Origin of the sequence: Neobacillus sp. PS3-12 (genome assembly GCF_030915385.1) — a bacterium.
In the GTDB taxonomy this organism is placed as follows: domain Bacteria; phylum Bacillota; class Bacilli; order Bacillales; family Cytobacillaceae; genus JAEVLT01.
On the sequence record NZ_CP133268.1, the window covers coordinates 4379241 to 4401649 of the forward strand.

Here is a 22409-nt window from a genome sequence, read left to right on the forward strand (position 1 = left end):
TACTGTAATAATGTGCAGATATTTGGGCACATTTATTTTTCTCTATTGAAAATAGTTCAAATCAATAATAAAAGCTCGTTTTTTGTAAGAAGGGAGACACTTTTAATGAATGAATCACAACGTTTAGAAAGTCAGCAAGCAAATCCTGCCAATCCTTCGGACAAAAAATCCGCCAAGGATTACAGCAAATATTTTGAAACCGTCATAACGGCTCCATCTCTTAAAGATGCAAAAAAACGCGGGAAAGAGGAAGTAAAGTACCACAATGATTTTGCCATTTCCGAAGAATTTCGCGGTATGGGTGAGGGACGGAAGTTTTACATTCGTACCTATGGCTGTCAGATGAATGAGCATGATACGGAAGTAATGGCAGGGATTTTCATGGCCTTAGGATATGAACCAACGGAAGATGTCCAAGATGCCAATGTCATTCTTTTAAACACTTGTGCCATTCGTGAAAATGCTGAAAACAAAGTATTTGGTGAGATTGGCCATCTAAAAGCCCTTAAGACGGAAAAACCTGACCTTTTATTAGGTGTTTGCGGCTGTATGTCACAGGAAGAGTCTGTCGTTAATAAAATTTTAAAATCGTATCAACATGTTGATATGATTTTTGGTACCCATAACATCCACCGTTTACCAAACATCCTCCATGATGCCTATATGTCAAAGGAAATGGTGATTGAGGTTTGGTCCAAAGAGGGAGATGTTATTGAAAACCTGCCTAAGGTCCGCCGCGGCAATATCAAAGGGTGGGTTAATATTATGTACGGCTGTGATAAATTCTGTACGTACTGTATTGTTCCGTATACCCGCGGTAAAGAGCGTAGCCGCAGACCTGAAGAAGTGATTCAAGAGGTTCGTCATTTAGCAGCGCAAGGGTATCAGGAAATTACGCTCTTAGGTCAAAATGTGAACGCCTATGGAAAAGACTTTGAGGATATTAAATATGGGCTTGGTGATTTGATGGATGAAATTCGCAAAATTGACATCCCAAGAATCAGATTCACAACGAGTCACCCAAGAGATTTTGATGACCATCTTATTGAAATTCTTGCAAAAGGCGGCAACCTGATGCCGCATATCCATCTGCCTGTTCAATCAGGATCAACTGAAGTCTTAAAAATTATGGCCCGCAAATATACAAGAGAGCAATATTTGGAACTGGTTAGAAAAATAAAAGCGGCGATTCCTAATGTTACTTTAACAACGGATATTATTGTTGGATACCCAAATGAAACAGAAGAGCAATTTGAAGAAACGATGTCCCTTTATCGTGAAGTGGGCTATGAAGCTGCATATACTTTCGTTTATTCTCCACGTGAAGGCACACCTGCAGCACAAATGCAGGATAATGTTCCATTAGAAGTAAAGAAAGAACGTCTGCAACGCCTTAATAATCTGGTAAATGAATTATCTGCCGACGCCATGAAACAATATCAAGATCAAATTGTCGAAGTATTGGTCGAAGGTGAAAGTAAAAATAATCCAGATGTATTAGCAGGATACACTAGTAAGAGTAAACTAGTAAACTTTTCTGGTCCTAAAACAGCAATTGGTAAAATTGTGAAGGTAAAAATCACGGATGCGAAAACATGGTCCTTAAACGGAGAAATGATTGAGGAAGTAAAACGTGTAGAGGTGAAGTAAAGTGGCGAAGTATACAAAGGATGAAATTGTCTCCAGGGCCAAGGACTTGGCACGAATGGTTGCCGAGACGGATGAAGTCGATTTTTTTAAACGGGCAGAAGCACAAATCCATGAAAATAAAAAGGTAAGCACAATCATTTCAGATATCAAATCATTACAGAAACAAGCAGTAAACCTCCAGCATTACGGAAAACCTGAAGCACAAAAAAAGGTGGAGGAAAAAATCGATTCTCTTCAGCAGGAATTGGATGATATTCCGGTTGTTCAGGAATTCAAACAATCACAGCTTGAAGTAAACGAATTACTTCAAATTATTGCTTCTGCGATCTCGAATACAGTAACAGACGAAATCATTACTGCAACAGGCGGAAATCTTTTGACGGGCGAAACTGGAGCAAGCATTGCAAATGATGAGGGCTGCGGCTGTGGACTTGATCATGATCACGAACATTAACTAATTAACCAGGCTTATTTTCGGCCTGGTTTTTTTTCGCCCTTTAACGCAAGTACCTTTCGTTCCAATCAACAGCCAAATTTAACACAGCCTAAAGAAAAAAAACCTCAATGGAACATACCACATTCACCCACATAATATGAAGTATGACTAAACTTTTATCCACTATTCACAAAAATAAATCGCACACTAGTCTAAAAATCCGCATAGGATGAAATGAAAATGAAAGAGGAGGGTTCGCTCGAAATGGGAGATTACAGAGAGATTATTACAAAAGCGGTCGTAGCGAAAGGACGAAAATTTACTCAGTCCAATCATACGATTTGCCCAGCGCATAATCCGACAAGTATTTTAGGCTGTTGGATCATCAACCATAAATACGAAGCGAAAAAGCCGGCAAAACAGTAGAGATACACGGCCACTATGACATTAACGTTTGGTACTCTTACAGCAATAATACCAAAACAGAGGTAGTGACTGAACGGGTTTCATACACGGATGTCATAAAGTTAAAGTATCGTGATCAGGAAGTCCTAGAGGATAATGAAATTATCGCTAAGGTGCTTCAACAACCAAATTGTGTTGAAGCGATCATTTCCCCAAATGGCAATAAAATTATTGTTCACGTCGAAAGAGAATTCATTGTTGAATTAATCGGCGAAACCAAAATTTGCGTTGCCATCAACCCAGAAGGATGCTCTTGTGATGATGATGAATGGGGAGTGGATGTAGACGATGAAGAATTTGAAGATCTAGATCCTGATTTCTTAGTCGGCTCAGAAGAAGAATAAAAATACTAGGGAGGACCTTACTTCCCTAGTTTTTCTTTTCATTAAAGGGATGACACCTCAAAAGATCCTGAAGCATTCAGAGATTATTTTGGTCAATAAGAACTTTCCTAAGCCAGAAATATCCTTTTCTGGCTTTTCCATGTATACTAGCACATATAGAAGAAATAATGATAAATAAATAAGCTGGTCAAGCTGTTTTAGAAGGTGCTACATATGGAAATCAATCAATATTTGGGATTAATAGATCAAGAGTTATTAACGAACATTAGTCTGGAATCAATTAGCCCATTTGACCCGATAATCGTAAAAAATAGTTCAAAAACATGGGAAACAGTTGGAAGCGGTAATTATGCAGCTGTTTTTTTTCATAAAGCCCAACCTGAATGGGTGGTAAAGGTTTATGGAAGAAATCCAGAAGGGTTAAAAAAAGAACTGGATGTATATAAAAAGCTTGGAAATCACAAAGCCTTTTCAACTTTATACGGATATGGTGACCAGTTTTTAATATTAAAAAGGCTTGAGGGTATTACGTTATTTAATGCATTAGTGCAGGGGATTTATATTCCGGAAACGGTCATTCAGGATATTGACAATGGTTTAAACTATGCAAAATCAGTTTGTTTAAATCCATATGATATCCATGGGAAAAATGTAGTCATGAATAATGGGCGGGGCTATATTGTCGATATATCAGATTTCTACAAAGATGGTTATTGCGGAAAATGGGATGATTTGAAAAAAGCCTACTATAAAATTTATAAGCCCTTTGTAGGAAAATATCACCCGCCTATTCCTTTTATGGTTGTCGATGGGATTCGTAAAGGATATCGGGTTTATAAAAAACTTAAAAGGAAGATCAATTAAGCGATCCTGTACTTGATGTCCAACAGTTGTGTGCAAACTTTTTTAGCGGGCAATGATATAATTATACATAAGTAAAATCATTAAAATCATTAATAAAGACTACTTGGAAACACGGATAGAGGGGTTGAACATGGTCCAATCGGTTGATAGGGCATTAACAATTATTAAAATTGTAAGTTCTCGCAAGGAAGGAATAGGGGTAACAGAGCTTGCCAATAAACTAGGATTAAATAAAAGCTCCATTTTTCGATTATTGGAAACACTAGCAGCACACGGGTTTATCGAACAAAATAAGGAAAATAAAAAATATAAGTTAGGATATCAGTTTCTTGAATTAAGTACGAAACTATTGGAATCCATTGATATTCGCCAGGAGGCCATTCCATACCTCAGACAATTAGAGGAAATCTCCAATGAAGTGATTCATTTAGTCATTTATTCACAGAAAGAAGCAGTGTATATTGAAAAACTTGAGGGAAGTGAGACCTTAAGAATGCACTCCCAGGTTGGAAGACGAGCCCCAATCCATTGCACTAGTGCCGGAAAGGTCATCTTAGCACAGTTATCAGTAACTGAAGTAAAGGAAATTGTTCAGCAACGTGGCTTACCGAGGCATACTGAAAAGACTTTAACCACTGAAAAAGAATTACTCGAAAACTTGTCAATGATTCGAACACAAGGATATGGTATTGAACGGGAAGAAAATGAGCCAGGAATAACTTGTATTGCGGCCCCAATCTTTAATCATCTTGGTGAAGTGGCAGGTGCAATAAGTATTTCGGGAACGTCATTGCGGATGAACGATGAAAAAATTGCTTCTATTAAAGATACATTGATTGAGGTTGGCAAAAAGGTTTCTGAGCGTCTAGGTTACAGAGGATAAGAGTAGATTTCGTTTTTTGATCTTTTCTGACCTAAGTGGGGTCATATAGGACTTGGTGGGAATCGAACCCACGAAATGCACGGCAGTTACCTATGTAACTACAGGCCGCTCTGACCACCTGAGCTACAAGTCCTAATTAAATTATGCTCAGTTATTTTTTTATTATGCAAAAAAATAATATAAACGTGCAGGATGCGATACGCATCCTATTTTTTTGTTTAAAAATTTCTCTTCGGATTCATTTTTACAGAAGTGAGCTTTGTCACTCTGGTCCTTATTTTTCGATAATATAATGGATAGTATAGGTAAGGATAGGTTGGGAGGAGTATTTTTGATAAAAAGGCTTACCATTTTCGCAGTTATATGCTTAATAACATTTCTTGCAGGCTGCAGGTCGGATCAATTGCAGATTAAGCTTTACGCACCAAAGACGTTTACTCCAGGGCAGCCTTTTGCGATCCAATTTAAAGTTTTGGATAGTCAAGGAAATCCGTTAAAAGGTGCAAAAGTTTCGGCTGATCTTAATATGAAAGATATGGATCATGGAACGGTAAGCATTCCAACCCAAGAAATTGGTCATGGGTTGTATGTTGGACAAGCAAACCTGCAGATGAATGGTGATTGGATTGCGACCGTCAAGGTGGAACATAATGGAGAAAGCTTTGAGGAAGACAAATCATTTACGATTGATGTTCAAACAAAGCTTACTGCACACAAAGTTACGAAGCAGGTGGAATTGCCAAATTTTAAACTCATTGATCAAAATGGGCAGCCAGTGACCAAAAAAGATCTTTTAGGAAAAACGGTAGCAATGACCTTCACATATGTAAACTGTGCTGATCCAACTGCCTGTCCAGTTTTGTTGGGGAATTTCAATAAACTCCAGCAGGACATAAAAGCATCAGGGATCGCTACCGATAAGATTTTACTTTTATCAATCTCAATTGACCCGCAAAACGATACACCGATTGTTTTAAAAAAACATGCACAAGAGATGAATTTTGACACTTCCTATTTAAAGCTGCTAACAGGGGATTTGCCAGAAATTGAAAAATTAACAAATCTTCTTGGTGAACACTTTGAGAAAAAAGGGACAGAAGTCATCCATGATAACAAAACCTTTATATTTGATCAAACTGGAAAATTAACTCATGAATTTACAGGAAGTTACATTGATCGAGAAGAATTGTTCCAAGTTGTCACAAGCCAAGTGGCACCCCAATAATTTAGTGGAAAAGAAGCCATTTCAATAAGAAACTGGCTTCTTTTTATTTGTAGCTTACATTGAAGGTAATATAGCGTCTTCCGTTCAAACATATGGTATGATAGAGATATTATATTCGGAAAAATTAAAATATTGATAAAAGAGGAGAGTATCGGGATGGTTTTACAGCTAGAAGAGGTATCTTTAAGAAGAGATGGAAAATGGATTTTGCAGAATGTGAATTGGAAGATTGAAAAAGGGGATCATTGGGTATTATTTGGCTTAAACGGAGCAGGGAAAACAGCTATTTTAAATTTACTTAATGCCGAATATTTTCCAACAAAAGGAAAAGTAAATGTTCTTGGGAAAGAGTTCGGTAAAACCTACCTGGGTGAGAAGCTTCGCAGACTAATTGGATTTGTTTCTTCTTCCATTCAACAGAAATTTTATCAGGTTGATAATGCCTTTGAAATCGTGTTAAGCGGCGGGTTTGCCTCAATTGGCCTTTATGAAACACCAACAGATGAAATGAGAGAAAAGGCGATTTCCTTACTGAAGGAGATGGGGTGCATTGATTACGCAAATCGAAATTACGGAACATTATCTCAAGGAGAAAAACAGCGGGTCTTGATTGCTCGGGCATTAATGGCAGATCCTGCTTTACTGATTCTCGATGAACCAACCAATGGTCTGGACTTCATTGCTCGCGAGCACTTGTTGGAATCAATTGAAAAAATCGCAAATAAACCCGATGCACCAACGATTATTTACGTGACACATCATGTTGAAGAAATATTACCAGTCTTTAATAAAACCATATTGTTAAAAGCAGGACAAGTTTTCCGGGCGGGTAATACTGATGAAATGATTTCAAGCGAAATCCTTTCACAATTTTTTGACCTTCCAGTGGATGTTAACTGGAAAAATAGTCGGCCATCACTGTCAAAATTGCAGATGGTAGAGAAGTAAAATGTTAATAGTAAGAAAAAGCCATTCCGACTAAAAAATGTCGGAGTGGCTTTTTTCTTTAAAAGGTAATTTTAAATACTTTTTTTCATTCCACATTTTTTACATTCTCGCAGAAAAACACCATGTGAAACGGAAGATTTAAACTCCGTACTCCCGCAGTTATCGCAACGGCCGCTGACCTTGTCGGGGTACTCTTTAAAATCATAAACAATATTTGTATCATAGCCATTTGTTTTAGTATCTTGATTTTGTTCCATACGATCACCTCAAAGATTTTCACCATATTATCATAGCAGATTTTTTCTATCCTTACACTCCCCATCAAAATACCCTAAGGAAAATTTACTTAGTAAATAGTATATTGGTTAGATTTTCGAAATAACTTAGCACCAATTGTTGTCGAATGTCATACGCTATTTTACAAAATCGTCTGTTTCCAAAAACAAAACACTGGTTCACATAGAGAAAATAACAGGGAATGTAAAAAAGGATTAACGATTGGTTCCAGTTGTTTTTTTCTTTGTTAACCATGTACTAATTTAGGCAAAGGTTTAATGAGAAAAAGATTCAAGAATAACTTGGACATGGTTTCCTAGAAATTAGCAACTTACAAATTTCTAAAAAAGGGAGGGAATACAATGAACAGTCTATTGAAAGCAGCGAGTATCCTGTTCCTCTCAATGATATTGACATTCGCTTTTGGATTTACGGCATTTGCCCAGCAGCCTGCCGCAGACTTTATTGATGTTTCACATCATAACAATGAATATGGACTGCCACTTGGATTCTATCAAACAATTAAAAACAGCGGGGTTAATGGGGTTGTCGTAAAAGTAAGTGAGGGTGACTACTTCTTAGACCCGGCAGCATCTGTTAACATTGCCAATGCAAAACAAGCCGGAATGGTTGTTAGTGTGTATCATTTTGCAAGGTACCCTAGTAATGCAACTGCGATCAAGGAGGCACAGTGGTTTGATAAGAAATTGCAGTTCGTTGGTTTTAATAAAAATACAGATGGGTATGTAGTAATCGATATTGAAGCAGCAAATCTATCAAGTAGTCCTGCAAAACTCACAGACTATACAAATACCTTTATTAATGAAATGAAAAGACTAGGGTACAAAAAGGTGGATATCTATAGTGGCTCCTATTATTACAATACTGATCTATACCCACAATCGTTAATTATTGATAAACCATGGCTAGCCTCCTATCCAGCTAGCCCCGTCCAAGGTCAACCATCTGCAAAATTCTCTACTGGTCTTGGTGCTTGGCAATGGACTTCAAGCTACCAATTTGCAGGGTTGGCGCAATATGGGCGATTCGATGCAAGTGAAGATTATGCCGGTAAATATACAAATCAAGTAAAATCCTCATCGCCAGTTGTTAAACAGATTGGATCGCTATCTTTGATAGATTTCATGAAAGCAAATGGCATGGACTCATCCTTCGCAAACCGTTCCATACTTGCACAACAATATGGAATCATTGGATATTCAGGCACCGCTGCACAAAATCTGGCGCTTCTTTCCAAACTTCAGAGTGGGGTTAAACCAGCCACTAATGTCAATACTTCAAAATTAACGACAGTTGGTGATACAGGAACAGTTTTACAACCGAGTACGCCTGCTCCAACTACTACAGGCACAACTCCTTCAACTTATAAAGTTCAAACGGGCGATACCCTATCCTATATCGCATTCAAATACCATACAAGCGTAAGAACTTTAGCTTCGTTGAATAATATAAAAAATGTTAACTTCATTAGAGCTGGTCAGGTTTTGAAACTAAAAGGAACAGTAAAAGGAACAGCAGTTAGCTCTAAAGGAGTCTACCATTTGGTTCGTCGTGGGGATACAGTTTCAGAATTAGCTCAGCAGTTTGGTTCAACTAAGGCTCAAATTAAAGCATGGAACAAATTAGATAGCAGATATACCATTTATGTCGGGAAAACAATCAGAGTGAGATAGAAAAAGTGTATAAACTCAACTTATCAAGGAAACCCATTGGTTCGTCAAAGGGTTTCCTTCCTATTCTTCTAACATATTGGCTCTCACTGTTTTCAAATGCAGGGTAGTCATTTCTGTTGCTTTATGGATATCTCGGTCCTTAATAGCTTCGTAGATGGCTACGTGTTGTAGGTAGTAGTTTTCCATTCTTTCAACATTTAAACTGCGAACCTTTAATGTACCCCACAGTTTTTCCATGCGCACTTTGTTAATGACCTCAACAAAACTTTCGAGTAAAGAGGACTTTGCAGAAGTTGCAAGCAAATGGTGAAACTCTGCATCTAATTTTTCAAACTCTTTAATATTTCCGATCGCCAGCTTTGCTTTTTGTAAGCAATTTTCGAAGAGGTGCAAATCTTCTCGTGTTGCATTTCGGGTAGCCAGCTTGGCAAGATAGGGTTCTATTGCGAGTCTGGCTTCGAATACTTCTGATGGACTTGTTTGATTGGCAATTTCATATAATGGGTCGCCATCAGAAAAATCGATTGATTTGATAAACGTTCCTTGACCGACCCTGCTCTCAATTATATCTGCCAATTCAAGGGCACGTAATGCTTCTCTGATGGTAGCCCGACTTGTTTGGAATTCTTCTGCCAATGCCCGTTCAGAAGGCAGCCTCATGCCTAATTGGTACTTTCCTTCGATCATATTTCTTTTGATCTTTTCTGTAATTTCTACAAAAGCCTTTTTTTGTGTCATTATCAACCCACCAATCGCGGTTAAAGCATTTTCATACTATCATGTGAAAACCATCACTATTCATCTAACATAAAGGCTTTGACCGTCTTAAGATGTTGGATGGTACTTTCACTTGCTTTACTGCTATCCCTTTCTTTAATGGCTTTATACATAGCCAGGTGTTGCTGGTGATATACAGGCATCACATCTTTACGGAAACTATGGGCCCGTAAATTTCCCCAAAATTCCTCACTATGAATATTTTCAATTATATCAAAGAAGCTTAACAGCAAAGTGTTTTTCGCAGCCGTTGCAATCCGATTATGAAATTGACTATTCAATCTCTCAAACTCTGGAATATTGTCAAAAGATTGCTCCATTTTTTGCAAACATGCTTCCAGAAACAAGAGATCTTCTTGAGTCGCATTTCTTGTTGCCAGTTGGGACAAGTATGGCTCAATCGCGAACCTGGCTTTAAAAACTTCTGCAGGACTGGAGTGAATCGAAAAATCTGGAAACCGATCTTGTTCGGAAAAGGTGGAAGTTTTAACAAATGTTCCTTGCCCAACTCTACTTTCTATTACCCCAATACTCTCAAGAGCACGAAATGCCTCTCTAACCGTTGCTCTGCTCGTTTGCCGTTCTTCCGCAAGTGTCCGTTCTGCGGGAAGCTTCGTTCCAACCGGATAATTCCCATTCAAGATATTATTTTTAATCATATCAACTATTTCCATAAAGGCCTTTTTGGGGGCACTTGTCATAATGTTTCCTCCTAAAGCAAACCGTTCAATATCTTATTCGCTATTATATCAAACTTTTACGGGGAAATTCATCGCTTAGGCATAAACCATCCAAACTAAAACTTGAATGGAAAAGACAGCATCCATCCTGAATGCTGTCTTGTTGAGGTAAATTATTGTTTACGAATGAAAAAAGTTTTCCAATCCATTTTCTGATCGATGTCCCGGCAGAATTTCTTCCCATTCACAATGAGCGATGTTGGAACATTTGACACGTAAAACCATCATCTTATGCTCTTCACTGAAAAAGGAATGTAAGATTCGATAATCGGTAAGAGTTGGCAGACATTCAGGGCAAAAGCCAACCGCAATGGCCTTTTTTTGTTCTTCATTGTATTCCTTTGTCGCAACGACTTTTAAAAGAGAGGAATCGATCATAGGTTTCACTCCTTACCTCGTATTATTAGATGACATGATTTTTTAAAACACCAATACCTTCAATCTCTATTTCAACAATATCCCCAGGCTTCAAAAATTTAGGCGGTTCAAATCCCATCCCTACACCTTTAGGGGTGCCAGTAGCGATAATATCACCAGGCTTTAACGTGATCCCTTTAGAAAGCGTTTCAATAATGGTAGGAATATCAAAAATTAAAAGTTCTGTGTTTGAATTCTGGCGGATTTCCCCATTTACCTTTGTTTGAAGACTTAAATTTTGCGGATCTTGAAGCTGATCTTTGGTGACGATATAGGGACCCATTGGACCAAAAGAATCAAGTCCTTTTCCCAGCAACCATTGTTTATGCTTCCTTTGCAGATCACGGGCCGTTACATCGTTAATGATGGTGTACCCAAAAATATAATCAAAGGCATCTTCCTTAGGAATATAAGTGCCTTCTTTTCCAATAATAATCGCAAATTCTCCCTCGTAATCTAGTTCACTAGTTACTTGACTATGCGAGAGAATCGGCTGATTTGGTCCAATTACGGTTGTAGGCAACTTTGAAAAAACAATCGGATCCTTCGGAATCGCTTTGGAGGCGTCGGTTGTTTTTTCAAATTCATAGGCATGCTCGCGGTAGTTAATACCTAAACAAAAGATATTTCGATTTGGATTTATAATAGGTGCTAGTAATTCAATATCTTTAATTGGAGTGTCATCAAGATTTTCATTTTCAACTACCTTTTGATAGACTTCACGAAGGCGATCCTGCGAAGTTGGATTTGAAATGGCCTCATTAAGACTATTTGGTAATAATGGATTCGAAAATAGCTCTCGCTCTGCTGAAACAAGATCAATTACTTTTTGTTGATTGGCGGTTAATACCCCATATTTTTCCGTTTGATTTTGTAGATAGCTGCAAAGATACATATTTGATGACTCCTTTCGGCTGATAGTAGGTAAATGCTTTCCCAATCAAAAGTGCACGGCTAACTCTATTATACTAACGGTTTTGCTTCTATTACCTTCCTTATTTCCCAATAATGTAGTTTTACTATTTCTGTCACAAAGAATACTAAAAATGGTAGACCGTTATCTTTTAATTGGTTAACCAATTTTTATTATAGGCGATGATAGAAAAAGGTCAAGGAATTTTATTTAAAAAATCAGAAAATTTAAACAAATAGATTCCAACAAAAAATAATGTCGTCAAAACATAGCAGTAATACTCACAAATTGCCGTTTTTAAGCGTTATTAAGCATATTTTTAGGAATGATAATTCCTGTTAAAAAATTTGGAAATTTCAGAAAAATATACTTGCAAATTATTTATTTGCGTATTATTATTTACCTCAGGATTGGCCAATCCAATTTATACTAGTGTAAACCGAAATTTGCGCTAATCGTTTGGAGGTAATGTGGTGATTAAACAGGTAAATGGTATAAATGTAAATTACGAGATTCATGGAAACAGTGAAGAAACGATTGTATTTGTACATGGGCTGGGAGGGTCTTTAAATATTTGGTATAGCCAGCAAATCGCTTGTTCTTGCCATTATCGAACTCTAGCTTACGATTTGCGTGGGTCTGGGCGTTCTGAAGCGTCAGATTGTGATTATTCAATTGAACTTTGGGTAGAAGACCTGAAAGCATTACTAGAAAGTGAAAACATAAAGAAAGTCCATTTAGTAGGATGGTCCTTAGGAACATTAATTGTCCAGCATTTTGTTTCTTCGTATCCAGATATGGTTGCAAGCCAAACATTAGTAGGGCCTTTATGGGAAATGCCTGAAATGGGCAAGAAAAATACCTTTAATCGGGCTAATATTGTTGAAGAACAGGGGATGGATGCTGTTGCTGATACGATCATTGAAGGCGGGGTTTCTGCTTATTCCAGATCAGGTAAACCTGCATTAGTGGGATTAGTCCGTGAACTCCTGCTGCGAAATCATCCGCAAAGCTATGCTGCGTCATGCAGGGCATTAGCGAATGGCAAGGCAATCTCCCATGAACAAGTTGAGGTTCCAACTCTATTAATCGTTGGAGATGAAGATAAAGTGACGCCGCTTGCAATGGCAACCAAACTATATCAGCATTTTCCAAATGCAAGATTAGAAGTGATTGCCAATTCTGGACATTGGGCCACAGTGGAAAAACCATCCGAACTAAATCAAACTATACTTACGTTTTTAAAGACAATCAAGCAATCGAATTCCGTTAAAGCTTAAAAGTTGGGCAGAATTTTTTCTGCCTTGTTCTCAGCATAAGAAGAAAAAAGCTTACACGCAATCCTTAAAAGATGAAGGTGATTACAAATCTTAGGAGGTAAGTAAAAATGGGAGCAAAATTATTAAGAAATGGCTTTTTAATTGACGGCACAGGGAAAGAACCATTAAGAGGAATTGACGTTTTGATTGAAGGAAACAAAATCACTCAAATAGGAGTCAATCTGGAGATTCCAAGCAGACTCAATCCATATGATGTAGAAGTGATTGATTTAGACGGAAAAGTGATTATGCCAGGGATGACTGAAGCCCATACCCACCTCACATGGGATAATGCCTTATATATTCAGGATATTGATTTTAAACCAATTGAAGAAACAATGGTTGCGGCGATCCGAAATGCGGAAACGTTAGTAAAAAGCGGCTTTACTTCAAGCGTTAGTGCGGCTGCACGAGGACGAGTTGATATTGCCATTCGGGATGCGATCAATAGAGGGGAGCTGATCGGACCAAGGTTGCTTGCTAATGGAGCAGAGGTGTCTGCCTCAGGAAGCTTTGTCGATTTGCATCCTAATCATGTCCGTGTCCATGGACTGGCGATTCTCTCAGATGGTGAGGATGCCGTTCGAAAAACGGTGAGAAGCCTTTTTAAAGAAGGGGCGGATTTAGTTAAAATCAATGTCAGCGGTGAGAGTCTTACACCACATGCTCGCGGCGAGATGACGTTATATACCGATAAAGAGGTTCGAGCAGCGGTTGAAGAGGCACATGCCCGCGGGAAACGGGTCTATACCCATGCCCGCTCGTCTGATTCTGTAAAATATTGTATCCAGGCTGGCGTCGATATTATTGGACATGCTGATTTCATTAATGATGAAGTGTTCGAAATGCTTGTTGAAAATAAAGAACGTCATTTTGTCGTACCTGGCTTAAACTGGCTAGTATCTACGCTGGAAGATGGAGCAAAGTATTTTGGACAAGAAGCCATCGACGCAACGGGCTATAAGGAAGGGCTAGAAATTGCTCTTTTCAACATGAACCGTTTGCACAAGGCAGGAGTTCGGGTCCTTCCAGGTGGAGATTATGGATTTAAATGGTGTCCGCATGGTGGCTATGCCCGCGACCTGGAGCATTTTGTTAAGCTAGTCGGGATGACTCCAATGGAAGCGATTGTTTCTGCCACAAAATATGGCGGTCAAATTATGGAAATGGAAGACAGAATTGGAACGATTGAGGTCGGCAAATTAGCTGACATTCTGGTAGTTGATGGTGACCCGCTAAAAGACATTTCAATTTTGCAGGACCATAGTAAGCTAAAAGTCATTCTAAAAGACGGAGAGTATATTGTAAACACACTGGCTGTAAAAAGAAGCGCAGAAAGCCCTGTTGCCTAAAAATAAATAATGAAGGGGAAATGGTGATGAATACCATTTCCCTTATTTAGTTTCTCAAGATGTTTGGATCGTTGATTGGTCTTTGTGGTGGTAAAGAATGATGAAGACATTCGTTGATAGATAGGAGTGGAATTGTGAAAAAAAGGGTATTAACCTAGGGCATGTCTAATTCAAGATACATATAGATACAGTACAACAACACTAGCGGGATAGATGGAAGGAGGGGATATGAGCGGATAAATAAATTACATTTAAAGCTTTTTTATGGAAAACGTTCGTTTGAAAGGAGAAAAATATGGTTCAGCCAATGGTTTGGATAACCATTTTATCTTTTTTGGGTACCATTGTATTTATTCTTTGGCGCCCCCGAGGTTTAAATGAAGCGATACCGGCTGCGATCGGAGCGGTTATTGTCTTACTAAGCGGGAGTGTCTCGATATCAGACTTAGGTATCATCACAAATACAATCAGTGGTGCCGCAATCACCATCATTGCAACCATCGCCATGGCCATTGTTTTAGAAAGTTTTGGATTTTTTCATTGGATGGCAGAGAAGTTAGCCGCTAAAGCAAAAGGGTCAGGAATCCGATTATTCTGGTATGTTAATCTTTTATGTTTTTTAATGACACTCTTTTTCAATAATGATGGCAGTATCTTAATTACTACTCCTATCTTAGTCATGTTGTTGAACAATATGGGCTTAAAAAACCATCAAAAAATTCCCTATTTGCTTTCTGGAGGTTTAATTGCGACAGCTTCAAGTGCTCCCATCGGTGTTAGTAATATCGTTAATTTAATCGCACTAAAAATTGTGCATATGACATTGTATATGCATACAGCCATGATGTTCGTCCCTGCAACACTAGGTTTATTACTCTTAGTTGGACTCCTATTTTTACGTTTTCGCAGAATCCTGCCAAAAAAAGTTCCTAATCTTGTTAGTGGTTTAACATTACCGTCCTACCACCCACTAAAAAAAGAACCTCAATATACATCAGAGAAAGAACGTTCAAAATTTATGCTGTTTATCCTCCTATTCGTATTCGCTGTTCGCGTTAGCCTCTTTGTAGCTTCGTTTTTTTCTATTCCGATCTCCATTATGGCTGTTATTGGATCATTGATTCTTTTAGGATGGCGCTGGGCATATTTAAAAATACCCCCAGGAGATATGCTGAAAAAAACCCCGTGGTATATAATCGTGTTTGCCTTTTGTATGTATGTCATTATATATGGGCTCAATAACATCGGCTTAACGGATTTGTTGGTTGGAATCATGCATCCACTAGTTTCTGGGAGTTTGCTTCGAGCGAGTGTTCTGATGGGGGGGCTACTGACGATCCTTTCCAATATCTTTAATAATCACCCAGCACTAATGGTTGGCACACTTACATTAACCCACATGAATCTCGATTTGCTTTCTTTAAAAATCGCTTACCTGGCTAATGTAATTGGCAGTGATATGGGATCATTGCTTCTTCCAATGGGAACACTGGCAACACTCATGTGGATGCACATTGTGAAGAAGGGGAAAATTAGAATTACGTGGTGGGAGTATATTAAAATTACAATTGTCGTGATTCCACCTGTTGTGCTATTTACGTTAGTAGTTTTATATTATTGGGTTTCCTGGCTATTTGGAGGAGTCCTGCAAAACTAAGAGGGGAAAGAAACTAAACTGGCGAAATAATGGTAGGTGACGTCCACTTGTTTAGAGCTGTTAACAAAAATCCATCCTGTTATTACAGACGAGGATGGATTTTTTGCAGAGAAATTCTTGGATGTACATAAAAAGGAACCTTTATAGGGGAGAGGAAAGGTTCCGAGACGTCTGGGTCTATATCAATTATTGAAGCATTTTTTGGTATATTGCTATATACGTGTCAAGTTTTTGACTGATTTGAATGGTTCTTGTACTAGTTAGTCCTTCTTGGATGCCAATGCGGATCATTTCATTTCGAAGTGATTCAATTTTATTTCCCAGAGATATTTCATCAGTTTTTAGTAATGAAATCACAATTTTGGCTCCTTTTTACATAAATACATGATTAAAATTTAACATTAATTTGTAAATGATTATGTGATTTACAACACTAAAATGCAAAAAAAATATCCGGCTTTTGCGCTAGACTAAAAATTAAGGGGGTTTATGAAAAAGAGCTTTTCCGTTTCATATAATGATCATAACGAATAGAAATGAACAAAGTATGAACAACACATTAAGTTTTTTTTAATGATGAAAGATACCTTCAAGATGAAAAATTTCAGTTCAAATTTATTTACATTTCCGATTTTTTAGAATAAATTCAAAGGTAACGAATTTATTTCAAAAAGGCAATTGGATGAAATATTTTAGGAAAAAAATTGAATAAAGCATTAACCAATATGGGCGAATATAGTATATTATTATAATTAACTCCTTTTAATTTTATTCGTTATATTGGATGTTTCATAAATGAGTTTTAATAAATTTAATCGTAGGTGGCACACATTATGACATAGTCGGCAATTTCATGTTTTTGAAAGTTATCAGTTATTTTAATAGATTACTAGTTTTGGAGAATATACTTTAAATCTTTAAACCATTTTTGAGGTGAAAAGTCTTGCGCAAAAGTCATATCATAATCATCAGCAGTATAATCGGAATCCTTGCAATCGGATTGGCCAGTCTTTACTATTATCAATCAACCCGATTCAATTCACATATTACGATTAATAATACAAATGTTGGGGGACTAACAGCTGATCAAGCGATTAAAAAATTAAAATCATCGGTATTAACAAACAAAGTCTATGTTGACAAAGATCAAATTATTGATGGAAAAGACACGAAAATGGGCTTTACAGATCAAGACCTGCCAGAAGTTGAGAAACTTCTAAAAAAACAGATGACGTTTATTCCTAGTTCCAAAGCTAAAAATTATCCGTTGACACCAGGCAGTGAGGATCAATATCGAAGTAAAACATTGAAAAAGCAGGTAGAAGAAAAGCTTACAGAAATGAATAAAAGCTTACAGGCACCTCAAGATGCCGAAGCTCATTTGGTAAATGGAAGTATTACAATCACTAAAAGTGTTGATGGGAAACAATACGATGTGGCAAGTCTTATGAAGGCCTATCAAAATCAGGAATATAGCAGTGAAATCCATCTGAATCCTGTTTTCATACAGCCAGTTAAAGCGAACAGTCCTATAATCAAAAAAGAAGAAAAAACGCTGCAGGAACTCCAACAGCGAACGGTTGATTATAAGGTACAAAACCAAGTTTATTCCCTAAAGGCAAGTGATTTAATTAAAAATGCCTCCGTGTCAAAGGATATGCAGATTACAGTTGATGCCGGGGATATTAAGAATAAGATAACTGAAATTAATAATTCGCAATCCACCCTCAATAAGGATTTCCAATTTAAGACTCATACAGGAGCGGTCATCACAGTAAAAGGAAAATCCTACGGTTGGGCAATAAACGTCGTTGAAGAAACGAAGCGAATTCAAGAAGCCTTTGAAAAAGGGGAAAAGAGGCTAGATGCCGATCATATTTACGGAACTGGCTGGAGAACCTACGGTACTGGTTATAATACAACAACAAACAATGGCATTGGTGATACCTATGCGGAAGTATCCATTCAGGAACAACATGCCTACTTCTATAAAAATGGGCAATTAGTAGTGGATGCCAATGTGGTAACCGGCCGCCATAACACCAATGAAGATACAAACCCGGGAGTATGGTATATCGAATATAAAGAATCACCTTCGGTTCTTAAAGGCAGCGAGGTAGGTAATGCCAATTACTCTGTTAAAGTAAATTACTGGGCACCTTTTACCTTGGGAGGTCAAGGGTTCCACGATGCCGGCTGGCGGAAAAACTGGGCAATTGATGCCTACCTTACTGCAGGTTCAGGCGGCTGCGTAAATACTCCGCCAAGTGTAATGAAAACTGTCTATGACACTCTTAGCCAAAACGAACCAGTTATCGTTTACTAAAAAAGAAAGCAGGAACTTCTCAAAGTTCCTGCTTTCTTTCTTATTTTGATAAGTGCAACTACGCCTCTGTCTTCGCCCTTAGGGACTCGCCAATCGGCGAGTTTTCTTTAGGATTAATGATGGTGTGAAAGGTTTCTTCGATATTGATATTGTTTCCACTGATAACGAATGAAGCAGCCTACACAGAATCCAAGGATGGCAACAAAGGCTGCAAGTCCTACCATTACGGTAAAGACATATCCCAGAACTGTCCAATGGAATAGATAGCTTATTAAACCTCCTGCTAGACAAATAACGGAAATGACCTGATTAAATTGCTGTTGGTCCTTATCTTCTGGAATATATTCTGAAGGATTTTTCTTTAGAAATATCTTTGCAAACCGCATGATTGGATTAAAATCTATGATTAAGCCCATTAAACCTGCTGCTAAAGGTATCGCTAAGATCCATTCTTGTTTCGTGAACCATGTTACCAAGACAGACAAAACAATGAACCATTGATTTGTACGAACAAGGGGACGAGGAATTGATTGAATTTGATTGCTCAATTTAAACCGACCTTTCTTATAGGAATAATATATATTAGATAATACGCCTTTTTATCTGTTTTGTGAAGCATAAGTTACATTTAAAAAAAATAAATATAAAAAATAAGAAACGCCACAGATCCAAAGACGTGGCAAGAAAACTGATAAAAATATATTCTAACTGAAAAAAATGTGATAGTATCAAAATAAAAATAAGTATAAAAGGTGGATATAATGCAAAAAGGTCAAATAATTCAAGGCAATCATTTAATTGATTTCCTCAATGAAATAAAAGGCTATACATTTTGGACTGGAAATAAGGAAATAGAAGACTTATCGGTGATTGATTCTTCTAAACGGTATTATATTTCCCGTTGGGGATCCGAATTGTCTATTGTAGAAATGGAACTTATGGAGTCATCTGAACAACTGAAAGAACACTTATTGATGAATTTTAAAAGACCTGATTCGAAATAAAAAGATCGACCCTCACAAGGAGTCGATTTTTTTTTGAGTATTACAAAACAAAGAACCAGATTCCTATTGTTAGAATCTGGTTCTTTTAAACTATTAAGCTAGTCTCATTTTAAAATCTTGATAGCCAAATTGATGTACGATTTCACAATCTCCATCTTTCTTTTGGACAGCGATAGCAGGTAATGGCATACCATTAAAAGTAGTATTTTTTACCATCGTGTAGATTGCCATATCACCAAAAACCAATCGATCTCCAAGCTTTAATGGCTGATCAAACGAATAATCACCGATGACATCGCCTGTAAGGCAAGTTTGGCCGCCAAGACGGTATAAAAACGGCTTTTCTCCCACTTCCCCTGATCCAAACAAAGGAGGGCGATAAGGCATTTCCAACACATCAGGCATATGGCAGGAAGCAGAAGTATCAAGAATAGCAATATCGATACCGTTTTGAAGAGTATCAAGAACGGTAGTCACAAGATATCCTGCATTAAGAGCAATCGCTTCTCCCGGCTCAAGATATACTTCTAGACCATATTTTTCTTGCATTCTCTTAATGCAATCTTCCAATAATGGAATGTCATAATCTTCTCTGGTAATGTGGTGGCCGCCGCCAAAGTTAATCCATTCCATTTGGGAGAGCCAAGGTCCAAACTTTTCTTCAACCGCATTCAGTGTAGTAGCTAAATCATCAGAGTTTTGCTGACAGTGTGTATGGAAATGCAGCCCAGAAACACCCTCTAATAAATCTGGACGAAAATTCTCTCTTGTTACACCAAACCTGGAACCAGGTGAGCATGGATCATAGATCGCATGCCCAACCTGTGTGGAACATTCAGGGTTGATACGCAGGCCCACTTTTTTACCAGCTTGAAGTACTTTATCTTTAAATCTTTCCAACTGCGAGTTGGAATTAAAAATGATGTGATCACAGATTGAAATAATTTCATCCATTTCATCATCACGATAGGCAGCGGAAAAGACATGATTTTCTTTTCCCATTTCCTCGTAACCAAGCTTTGCCTCATATAGGCCGCTTGCAGTTGTACCACTAATATATTCTCCGATTAGAGGATACATGGAGTACATTGAAAAAGCTTTTTGTGCCAAAACAATCTTACATCCTGTGCGTTTCATGACTCCATTCAGGATTTTGAGATTTTTTTCCAGTAGAGCTTCATCTACTACATAACATGGTGTTGGTAATTCTTCAAACTTCATTTTACTTAGCGAGCTCCGGCTTTTTTCTTTCACTGGCTCGGAGTCAACAAGCACTGGATTAAAGTCTTCTACCCATGGAAGTCCCCATTTGTTTAGTTCTTCCATGAATGGATCTGGATCAAATTCTTCAATATTATATACGCCTGGTTTATTCCATTTACCTGTCATTACCATTGCAGCACCAATCATGGCAGGAACTCCTGTAGTATAAGAAATGGCTTGGGAGCCTACTTCTTTGTAGCATTCCTGGTGATCACAAACATTGTATAGGTAATATGTTTTCTCTTTTCCATCCTTTTTCCCCCTGAAGATACAGCCGATGTTTGTTTTTCCAACTGTACGAGGTCCTAGAGATGCTGGATCTGGAAGAACAGCCTTCAAGAATTGAAGCGGAATGATTTGTTTTCCTTCGAATTCAATTGGTTCGATAGAAGTCATTCCAACATTCTCAAGAGCCTTTAAGTGTGTAAGGTAGCTTTGGCCAAATGTCATGAAGAAACGGATACGCTTAAGCCCTGTAATGTTTTGTGCAAGAGACTCAAGTTCTTCGTGATAAAGCAAATACATATCTTTTTCGCCAACTTCTTTGAAGTTGTAGACACGTTTAATTTCCATTGGCTTTGTTTCAATCCATTCACCGTTTTCCCAATATCTTCCGTTAGCAGAAACTTCGCGGATATTGATTTCAGGGTTAAAGTTTGTTGCAAATGGATAGCCATGGTCTCCGCCATTACAGTCAAGGATGTCGATATATTCAATTTCATCAAATTGATGTTTAAGTGCATATGCAGAGAATACACCAGTTACACCTGGGTCAAAGCCGCTGCCTAAAAGAGCAGTAATGCCAGCTTTTTCGAAGCGCTCACGGTATTCCCACTGCCATTTGTATTCAAATTTTGCAGTATCTTCTGGCTCATAGTTTGCTGTATCCATGTAGTGTGTCTTTGTTGCAAGACATGCATCCATGATCGTTAAATCTTGATACGGCAATGCCAAGTTCATCACGATGTCAGGCTTTACTTCATTAATTAAAGCAATTAACTCTTCTACATTATTTGCATCAACTTGTGCAGTTGTAATTTTCGTTTTACCGCCATCAAGTTTTGCTTTTAATTCATCACATTTTGATTTTGTACGACTTGCGATACAAATTTCTTCAAATACTTCGCTATTTTGAACACATTTATGGATGGCTACAGCTGCAACTCCACCACAACCAATAATAAGTGCTTTTCCCATTCTCCTATCTCCTAACTAAATAGATTTTTACAAGCATAGAGGAATTCCATAACAACCTTACGAGCGCTCAATAGGTTATCTCTTCGATTGTCTGTAGGAAAAAGATTATTGTTATAACCCCTCAAAAAGTTTTTAAACATACAAAAAAAGCAAGTGAAAAAACGCTTTGCCGCGCACAACACTTGCTTTTGATATAATCATCATTATTAAAAAGCATAAAGATATCCATGGCAATGCCATGTGCATACCTTCCCATAAAAGTCAAAAAGACGTTATGGAATAAAGCTCTTTAATATTCAAAATATATCATAATATGATCAGAGTCTATATAGCAAATAAATACTTTTACCACTCTTATTGACCGTTTCACAAGTTGTGTGCATGCGCACTGGTTGTAAAGTAACCAACTTATAAAATTTGAGCTTTTAACTCAATCAATAAGGCAACTAAAGTCGCCAATCGGCTTTTGACCCGGCTGTCCGTATGGCCTTAACTTCTTTTAGGAAGTGGTCAAAATTATCTGCTTGGAAAGACTCTAAATTTTGAATATTAGCCTTCCAATTAACGCTCCTCTTATATTATCAGCATAAAATATAAATAGCAATAGAAAAAATAAAGTTATTTTTTTACACCTCTAAAAGCTGGCAAATTCATCATAT

20 protein-coding genes, 1 tRNA gene and 2 pseudogenes are annotated in these 22409 nt (G+C 37.7%); 13 read left to right on the top strand and 10 right to left on the bottom strand.

Features of this window, described 5'->3' with window-relative positions:
• Positions 1-105: 105 nt before the first annotated feature.
• The 5 genes and pseudogenes from miaB to RCG17_RS22120 all read left to right on the top strand — a co-directional run bounded on the left by miaB (position 106) and on the right by RCG17_RS22120 (position 4642).
• Complete coding sequence (miaB, locus tag RCG17_RS22100) at positions 106-1650, top strand: tRNA (N6-isopentenyl adenosine(37)-C2)-methylthiotransferase MiaB (RefSeq protein ID WP_308172209.1); 1545 nt, start codon at positions 106-108, stop codon at positions 1648-1650.
• A gap of 1 nt (position 1651) precedes the next feature.
• Positions 1652-2104 carry a YlbF/YmcA family competence regulator gene (locus tag RCG17_RS22105; RefSeq protein ID WP_308172210.1) on the top strand — a complete coding sequence of 151 codons (453 nt, stop codon included), beginning with the start codon at positions 1652-1654 and terminating at the stop codon, positions 2102-2104.
• Positions 2105-2350: 246 nt separating this feature from the next.
• A pseudogene (locus RCG17_RS22110) lies at positions 2351-2895 on the top strand (outer spore coat protein CotE).
• Positions 2896-3108: 213 nt separating this feature from the next.
• Positions 3109-3759 carry a serine/threonine protein kinase gene (locus RCG17_RS22115; protein ID WP_308172211.1) on the top strand — a complete coding sequence of 217 codons (651 nt, stop codon included), beginning with the start codon at positions 3109-3111 and terminating at the stop codon, positions 3757-3759.
• Between the two features lie 130 nt (positions 3760-3889).
• The gene (locus RCG17_RS22120; protein WP_308172212.1) at positions 3890-4642 is read left to right on the top strand and encodes an IclR family transcriptional regulator; all 753 of its coding nucleotides are present in this window, start codon (positions 3890-3892) and stop codon (positions 4640-4642) included.
• Positions 4643-4689: 47 nt separating this feature from the next.
• Here RCG17_RS22120 and RCG17_RS22125 read toward each other — a convergent pair.
• Positions 4690-4775: transfer RNA gene (locus RCG17_RS22125), tRNA-OTHER, on the bottom strand.
• A 198-nt stretch (positions 4776-4973) separates the two neighbouring features.
• Between RCG17_RS22125 and RCG17_RS22130 the strand changes: the two genes are divergently transcribed.
• Together RCG17_RS22130 and RCG17_RS22135 are read left to right on the top strand one after the other, a co-directional pair.
• Positions 4974-5867 carry an SCO family protein gene (locus RCG17_RS22130; RefSeq protein WP_308172213.1) on the top strand — a complete coding sequence of 298 codons (894 nt, stop codon included), beginning with the start codon at positions 4974-4976 and terminating at the stop codon, positions 5865-5867.
• A gap of 156 nt (positions 5868-6023) precedes the next feature.
• Positions 6024-6815, top strand: coding sequence for an ABC transporter ATP-binding protein (locus RCG17_RS22135; RefSeq protein WP_308172214.1), 792 nt, complete (start codon positions 6024-6026; stop codon positions 6813-6815).
• A gap of 71 nt (positions 6816-6886) precedes the next feature.
• Here the strand turns inward: RCG17_RS22135 and RCG17_RS22140 are convergent, their stop codons facing one another.
• Positions 6887-7072: a DUF8096 family protein gene (locus tag RCG17_RS22140; protein WP_308172215.1), complete on the bottom strand. Its 186-nt coding sequence runs from the start codon at positions 7070-7072 to the stop codon at positions 6887-6889.
• A 381-nt stretch (positions 7073-7453) separates the two neighbouring features.
• Between RCG17_RS22140 and RCG17_RS22145 the strand changes: the two genes are divergently transcribed.
• Entirely contained in the window at positions 7454-8785 is a 1332-nt protein-coding gene (locus RCG17_RS22145; RefSeq protein WP_308172216.1) for a GH25 family lysozyme, read from the top strand.
• Positions 8786-8845: 60 nt separating this feature from the next.
• Here the strand turns inward: RCG17_RS22145 and RCG17_RS22150 are convergent, their stop codons facing one another.
• From RCG17_RS22150 to RCG17_RS22165, 4 genes are all read right to left on the bottom strand, one after another.
• Positions 8846-9523, bottom strand: a complete 678-nt coding sequence (locus RCG17_RS22150; RefSeq protein ID WP_308172217.1) for a FadR/GntR family transcriptional regulator — start codon at positions 9521-9523, stop codon at positions 8846-8848.
• A 56-nt stretch (positions 9524-9579) separates the two neighbouring features.
• A complete protein-coding gene (locus tag RCG17_RS22155; RefSeq protein WP_308172218.1) occupies positions 9580-10263 on the bottom strand; it encodes a FadR/GntR family transcriptional regulator in 684 nt (227 codons plus the stop codon).
• A gap of 159 nt (positions 10264-10422) precedes the next feature.
• Entirely contained in the window at positions 10423-10680 is a 258-nt protein-coding gene (locus RCG17_RS22160; RefSeq protein ID WP_308172219.1) for a hypothetical protein, read from the bottom strand.
• A 25-nt stretch (positions 10681-10705) separates the two neighbouring features.
• Positions 10706-11614 carry a fumarylacetoacetate hydrolase family protein gene (locus tag RCG17_RS22165; RefSeq protein WP_308172220.1) on the bottom strand — a complete coding sequence of 303 codons (909 nt, stop codon included), beginning with the start codon at positions 11612-11614 and terminating at the stop codon, positions 10706-10708.
• A 491-nt stretch (positions 11615-12105) separates the two neighbouring features.
• Here RCG17_RS22165 and RCG17_RS22170 point away from each other — a divergent pair, with 491 nt between their 5' ends.
• From RCG17_RS22170 to RCG17_RS22180, 3 genes are all read left to right on the top strand, one after another.
• A complete protein-coding gene (locus tag RCG17_RS22170) occupies positions 12106-12912 on the top strand; it encodes an alpha/beta fold hydrolase (protein ID WP_308172221.1) in 807 nt (268 codons plus the stop codon).
• A 107-nt stretch (positions 12913-13019) separates the two neighbouring features.
• Entirely contained in the window at positions 13020-14303 is a 1284-nt protein-coding gene (locus RCG17_RS22175) for a metal-dependent hydrolase family protein (RefSeq protein WP_308172222.1), read from the top strand.
• Between the two features lie 295 nt (positions 14304-14598).
• A complete protein-coding gene (locus RCG17_RS22180) occupies positions 14599-15960 on the top strand; it encodes an arsenic transporter (protein WP_308172223.1) in 1362 nt (453 codons plus the stop codon).
• A 186-nt stretch (positions 15961-16146) separates the two neighbouring features.
• Here RCG17_RS22180 and RCG17_RS22185 read toward each other — a convergent pair whose 3' ends face one another.
• Positions 16147-16317 (bottom strand): aspartyl-phosphate phosphatase Spo0E family protein, encoded by a 171-nt coding sequence (locus RCG17_RS22185; protein ID WP_308172224.1) that lies wholly within the window; start codon positions 16315-16317, stop codon positions 16147-16149.
• 601 nt (positions 16318-16918) lie between these two features.
• Here RCG17_RS22185 and RCG17_RS22190 point away from each other — a divergent pair.
• On the top strand, positions 16919-18286 hold the full coding sequence (locus tag RCG17_RS22190; RefSeq protein WP_374120977.1) for a L,D-transpeptidase family protein: 1368 nt from the start codon (positions 16919-16921) through the stop codon (positions 18284-18286).
• Between the two features lie 113 nt (positions 18287-18399).
• Here the strand turns inward: RCG17_RS22190 and RCG17_RS22195 are convergent, their stop codons facing one another.
• Positions 18400-18834: a DUF4395 domain-containing protein gene (locus tag RCG17_RS22195; protein ID WP_308172226.1), complete on the bottom strand. Its 435-nt coding sequence runs from the start codon at positions 18832-18834 to the stop codon at positions 18400-18402.
• 213 nt (positions 18835-19047) lie between these two features.
• On the opposite strand from RCG17_RS22195, the gene RCG17_RS22200 reads away from it, so the two are divergent.
• On the top strand, positions 19048-19290 hold the full coding sequence (locus tag RCG17_RS22200) for a hypothetical protein (RefSeq protein WP_308172227.1): 243 nt from the start codon (positions 19048-19050) through the stop codon (positions 19288-19290).
• A 93-nt stretch (positions 19291-19383) separates the two neighbouring features.
• On the opposite strand, the gene nspC is transcribed toward RCG17_RS22200, so the two are convergent.
• Positions 19384-20511 (bottom strand): carboxynorspermidine decarboxylase, encoded by a 1128-nt coding sequence (gene nspC, locus RCG17_RS22205; RefSeq protein WP_308175916.1) that lies wholly within the window; start codon positions 20509-20511, stop codon positions 19384-19386.
• Between the two features lie 21 nt (positions 20512-20532).
• Positions 20533-21750 (bottom strand): annotated as a pseudogene (locus RCG17_RS22210) (saccharopine dehydrogenase family protein); the annotation flags it as partial.
• Positions 21751-22409: the final 659 nt, after the last annotated feature.